Source organism: Rhodococcus sp. BS-15 (assembly GCF_000813105.1).
Classification (GTDB): domain Bacteria; phylum Actinomycetota; class Actinomycetes; order Mycobacteriales; family Mycobacteriaceae; genus Rhodococcoides.
Map to the genome: position 1 here is coordinate 1 of NZ_BAOX01000335.1, position 4,935 is coordinate 4,935.

At 64.0% G+C, this 4,935-nt stretch carries 6 protein-coding genes and 1 pseudogene; 2 read left to right on the top strand and 5 right to left on the bottom strand.

All coding sequences use genetic code 11. From position 1 onward, the window contains the following. The 5 genes and pseudogenes from RHBS_RS31110 to RHBS_RS24280 form a co-directional block, all read right to left on the bottom strand. Nucleotides 1–514, bottom strand: a pseudogene (locus tag RHBS_RS31110) (hypothetical protein); the annotation flags it as partial. Continuing rightward, nucleotides 511–1,542, bottom strand: a complete 1,032-nt coding sequence (gene rsmH, locus RHBS_RS24265; protein ID WP_121869613.1) for a 16S rRNA (cytosine(1402)-N(4))-methyltransferase RsmH — start codon at nucleotides 1,540–1,542, stop codon at nucleotides 511–513. The gene rsmH and the pseudogene RHBS_RS31110, both read right to left, overlap by 4 nt. A gap of 219 nt (nucleotides 1,543–1,761) precedes the next feature. Continuing rightward, the gene (gene mraZ, locus RHBS_RS24270) at nucleotides 1,762–2,193 is read right to left on the bottom strand and encodes a division/cell wall cluster transcriptional repressor MraZ (protein WP_027497352.1); all 432 of its coding nucleotides are present in this window, start codon (nucleotides 2,191–2,193) and stop codon (nucleotides 1,762–1,764) included. Nucleotides 2,194–2,712: 519 nt separating this feature from the next. After that, a complete protein-coding gene (locus tag RHBS_RS24275) occupies nucleotides 2,713–3,150 on the bottom strand; it encodes a DUF3040 domain-containing protein (protein ID WP_121872354.1) in 438 nt (145 codons plus the stop codon). A 226-nt stretch (nucleotides 3,151–3,376) separates the two neighbouring features. Further along, nucleotides 3,377–3,832 (bottom strand): SAV_6107 family HEPN domain-containing protein, encoded by a 456-nt coding sequence (locus RHBS_RS24280; RefSeq protein WP_121869612.1) that lies wholly within the window; start codon nucleotides 3,830–3,832, stop codon nucleotides 3,377–3,379. A 196-nt stretch (nucleotides 3,833–4,028) separates the two neighbouring features. Between RHBS_RS24280 and RHBS_RS24285 the strand changes: the two genes are divergently transcribed. Both RHBS_RS24285 and RHBS_RS24290 read left to right on the top strand, forming a co-directional pair. After that, the gene (locus RHBS_RS24285) at nucleotides 4,029–4,646 is read left to right on the top strand and encodes an N-acetyltransferase (protein ID WP_121872353.1); all 618 of its coding nucleotides are present in this window, start codon (nucleotides 4,029–4,031) and stop codon (nucleotides 4,644–4,646) included. A 4-nt stretch (nucleotides 4,647–4,650) separates the two neighbouring features. Continuing rightward, nucleotides 4,651–4,935: NAD(P)-binding protein (locus RHBS_RS24290; RefSeq protein ID WP_148311814.1), on the top strand; the 285-nt coding region annotated here is incomplete at its 3' end.

Here is a 4,935-nt window from a genome sequence, read left to right on the forward strand (position 1 = left end):
TGGGACGCCGCCGGTCCGGCGCGACGATCAGACGCGCGGGGTTCTTCGCCGGGACCATTCCGAGCTCGGCGGCCTTGCGCGCCAACTCCGGAGCCGACTCCGCCAACTCCACATCACGCTGCAACGACGCCCGCTGGTGAGCCAGTTCGGCGTTGACGGCCTTGGCGGCGCTGAGATCGTAGGAGTCTCCGGCGGACCGAGTGGTCAGGAGCAACGTCAGACCGAGACCGATGGCGAGCAGGCCGATGATCAAGGCGACGAACGGAATTCGCGCAGCAATAGCACTTCCGTTCAGCGAGGGCCGCGCACCGGCTCCGGAACCATGCGCAGAATCCGAGGTGTGGATCGACGCGCGCTGCTGCCTGCGCTCGTATGCGCGCAGTGCTGCACCGGATCGTCCACCGCCCTTACCCGTACGCTCTGGGCGCGAGAGTGGAGCCTGCGGAACGCCCCTGCGCCGCGGGGCCGGAACCCGATTGCGTTGTGTTCCAACGGTTGTGTCTGGAACCGTCATTCCGCTCTCCTTGCAATCCGTTCGGCGGCGCGCAATCTCACCGGAGCCGAGCGTGGGTTGACGTCGATTTCTGCATCCGAGGCACGCTCGGCACCTCTGGTCAGGAGCCGGAACTCCGGACCCATTCCGGGTAGCTCGACCGGCAGTCCCTCGGGACTGCGCGACTTGATTCGAGGTGCCAACTCCTGCTTGACAACTCGGTCTTCGAGCGACTGATACGACATGAAGACCACCCGACCTCCGACAGCCAACGCGTCGAGCCCGGCAGGAACCGCCGCCTTCAACGACTCCAGCTCACCGTTGACCTCGATACGCAGGGCTTGGAAGGTGCGCTTGGCGGGGTGTCCGCCGGTACGCCGCGTTGCGGCCGGAATTGCGGCATAGAGCAATTCGACCAACGGGCCGCTCGTGGTGAAGGGCGTGTGCTCGCGGCGACGCAGTACAGCGGAGGCGATCTTGCCGGCGAACCGTTCCTCGCCGTAGGTGCTCAGGACCCGTGCGATGTCGCCGTGGGAGTACGTGTTGAGGACGTCTGCTGCGGTGATTCCCACGGTCGGATTCATTCGCATGTCCAGCGGGGCGTCGATGGAGTACGCGAATCCGCGATCGGATTCGTCCAACTGCATGGACGAGACTCCGAGATCGAACAGGATGGCGTGAACGGAGTCGACCGCAGGCAGGTCGGCCTCGTCGAGCGCTTCGGCGATGCCATCGTAGGTCGTGTGCACCAACGTGATTCGATCAGCGAACGGAGCCAACCGGGCTCCGGCCAGCTCGAGCGCGTCGGGATCCCGGTCGAGTCCGATGAGATGCAGGTGCGGATAGGTCCGTAGGAAGTGTTCGGCGTGACCGCCGAGTCCGAGTGTTGCGTCGATCATGACTCGGATAGCGCCGGTGGATTCGAGTGCGGGTCCGAGCAATTCGTCGGCTCGTTCGAGACGAACCGGAACGTGGACCGGGCCTGCGGACCGACGGTGGGTTCGGTCGGCGGACGAGTCGCTCTCGTCCGGTCCGGTGCCCTCCGTCATGGTTCCTCCCGGTCGCGCGTACGTACTTCTCGCCCGGGTCCGGGCCGTGCGGGTCGCCCACCGAAGCCGGTGCGAATGCATCGAGGTCCCTGTCCGATAGGGAACCTGGCGTTGGGGAAGAACGTCAGGGTCCTGATCTGCGAAACCTGGCGTTGGGGAAGAACGTCAGGGTTCTGATCGGGCAGAGGCCTCGCTGCACTCGCAGGCGACCTGGTCGGGCTACAAGATCCCTCCGAGGGACTCGTCGAAAGCGTCGGAGAAATCCTGCTCGTTCTCAGCGGAGTAGCGCGCCCACGCTTCGTCGTTCCAGATCTCGATGAAATCCATCGAACCGATCACCACGCAGTTTCGTTCGAGCCCCGCATAGCGGCGATGCTCGGGACTGATGGTGATACGACCCTGTCCGTCCGGCCGCTGTTCGTCGGTTCCCGAAAAGAACTGGCGAACGTAGGCACGGGCTTTGGGGTTGGCACGAGAAGCCGCCGTCAACTTCCGAGAGCGCTCCGCGAAGTCGGCCGCGGTGTAGACAGCGAGGCTGAAATCCTGCCCCTTGCTCACCATGACCCCTCCTGCAAGCGCGTCCCGAAACTTGGCCGGCAACGTGAGTCGACCCTTGTCGTCGAGCTTCGGCGTGTAGGTACCGAGAAACACTCGCCACCTCCAGCCTCGACTCTCCGCTGCGGACCACTTTACCCCACTCTCCCCCACTTCGAACCATCCATGGCAGGAAAACTTTGAAGAATCCGATATTTATGCTGGTCAAGAGCACAAGATCGATACTTCCGACGGCGATGCCGCGGGCGATGCCGCAGCTTCGGTTCGGAGGCGACGGCCCACAAGTCCAGCACCGAAGCGGCCTGAGCAGCAGCTCAGCACTGGAAGTGGCGGGTGACGGTCGATCCCAGCCCTTCAGTGGGGCTTCGGTGGGGAGAAGTGGGGGAAGTGGGTCGAAGTGGGGACGCGGGGGGCGGGATCCCAGAACTCCCGTTTGCGGGGACAGTCGAGCCGGCCCTCGACGCGGAGCGGAGGGCTCCAGGCGATCGAGCGGCGTCTGCTTCAGGGCAGAAACGACAAACAGCACCTCACCCGAAGGTGAGATGCTGTTCTACGTTGACGCGTGAAGTTGTGGAGACGAGCCGGTATGGGTCGGTTCGGTGAAACCCGGTCGACTCAGTCCTGCTCGAACCTCTTACGGAACCGATCTTCCATGCGAGAGGTGAAGCTGCCGCCCTTGCGACCACCCTTCGATTTCTGCCCGGTACTACGCCCGGACGTTTCGGCAGCATCGTTGGCTGTGCTGCCTTCGTCCTGCGACGCTGCGGCTCCCTTGTCGGATCCGCCGAACAGGAACAGTGCCCCGGCACCGAACATGAACAAAAAGCCGATGAGACTGACGACGAGAAAAGCCAGACTGTTCGTCGACAATGCAACACCGGCGACGAGCAACACGAGTCCCACTACGAACAGCGCGGCAGCCTGAAAGCGCCTCCTGCTCGACGCCGCGCGTACGCGACCGCCCCTCACATGAGACGCGAATTTGGGATCCTCGGCGTAGAGAGCGCTCTCGATTTGATCGAGCATGCGCTGCTCGTGCTCGGAGAGTGGCACGGTACCTCCCCCTGCACAGATATTGAAGGTCATTTCGGTTGCGAAACGACGGGAAGCTGACCTTGGCGGCTACCTACTGTCGATGATACGAGCTGAATCGGCCGCTTACCACCTACTCGGTCGATGTGTTCCTGAGAAACACCGAAGTTTCGAGACGCACGTCCCGAAAACTTCCAGCGAACACCGCATGACGTGGCGATTGTCACCTGGAGTCCAGCTCGGTGAGCTACGCCGACAAGGGTGCCGTCATCGGATCGACGGACGCGAATCGAGCCTGCCCGCCGAGTCGATCCTCGACCGAGTTCAGAAAACGACCGACGTGGCGATGGAAATCGTCGGAATCGAGATCGTCGATCGTGCTCGACGCACCGGCCTCGACCGCAGCCCGGGCGGCCGAGAAGGACGCGAAATAATCGGCCCAGACCGCGAGATCCGGTGCCGCCTTTGCCATCAACACCCACGCACTGCGTGAACGAGGACGCGCTCCGATCGAATTCGGCAACGACGCCAACACAGCTGCCGCGCCTTTCAGTGCGGCGGCATAGCTGCCGAGAAATCGATCTCCGGCATCGCTCTCCCCGATGGACTCGGACAGCAGAGCATCGGCCCGGCCCAGCAGAACCTGAGCCTGACGCGACACCGGCGACCGCACTCCGGCATCGAATGCCTTCGTGATCGTCATACTCGAACACCTCCAGTTCGAATCTCCGGCGCGCACCTGGCGCGGCCGGAACCGTGGCGAAGCCTTACAGTCGAACTCCGGAGAATCCGACTCGACGATCCGAGCCGAAGCCACCGGTGCACTCGGCCCCGATTGTCGAACACCCGTTCGACACATTCAATATAGCCGTGCCCACCGACAAGTTGCCGAAGAAAGGTTGAGAACAGTCGTCACCGATGCGCAGACAACGCCGTACCTGGTCGATCTGACGCCCCCGGAATTCCGCCAGCGGCTGTTCGAGGCACTGTCCATCTACGTCGAGGCCATGGGCTATCCGCGCGGAACCGAACAGAGCAGAGCCCCGATGTGGAGCGAACACCTGCACCGGCCGGGCTGGCGGGCAGTCGGTGCGCTGCTGCCGAACACCGACCCGACACAGCCCGATTCGCTGGTGGCCGTCGCATACGGCTATCACGGTGCCGCGCACCAGTGGTGGCATCAACAGGTTCGCGAGGGATTGCGGCGCACGGGGCATTCTCCGCACAGCGTCGAAGCCACCCTCGGCGACTACTTCGAACTCACCGAGTTGCACGTCCTCCCGAGCGCTCAGGGGCACGGCCTCGGCGGACGACTGTGCAGTCGACTGCTGGGCGGCGTCTCCGCGGACAAAGTGATGTTGTCCACACCCGAGGTGGCGGAAGAGGACAACCGAGCCTGGCGGCTGTACCGGCGGCTCGGCTTCGCAGACGTGCTGCGCGACTTCACCTTCGCCGGCGACCGACGCCCCTTCGCCGTCCTGGGCCGCCGGTTGCCCCTCGACGGGCCAGTAGCCTGAAGATGTGATCGATGCTGTGGTGGTGGGCTCCGGCCACAATGCCCTGACCTCTGCCTGTTACCTGACCGATGCCGGTATGTCGGTGGAGGTTCTCGAGCGCGACTCCGTCGCGGGTGGCGCGGTCTCGACGGTGGAACGCTTTCCCGGCCACCGGGTCGACCGTGGTTCGTCGGCGCACATCATGATTCGGCACACCGGCATCATCGAGCAGCTCGGACTCGCCGAGTTCGGACTTCGCTACATCGACTGCGATCCCTGGGCGTTCGCGCCCGGAGCCGTCGACACCGAC

Bases quoted from the DNA above. Each gene is read 5' to 3' on its own strand.
- rsmH (WP_121869613.1), bottom strand. From the start codon at position 1,542: ATGACGGAGGGCACCGGACCGGACGAGAGCGACTCGTCCGCCGACCGA.
- RHBS_RS24280 (WP_121869612.1), bottom strand. From the start codon at position 3,832: ATGACGATCACGAAGGCATTCGATGCCGGAGTGCGGTCGCCGGTGTCG.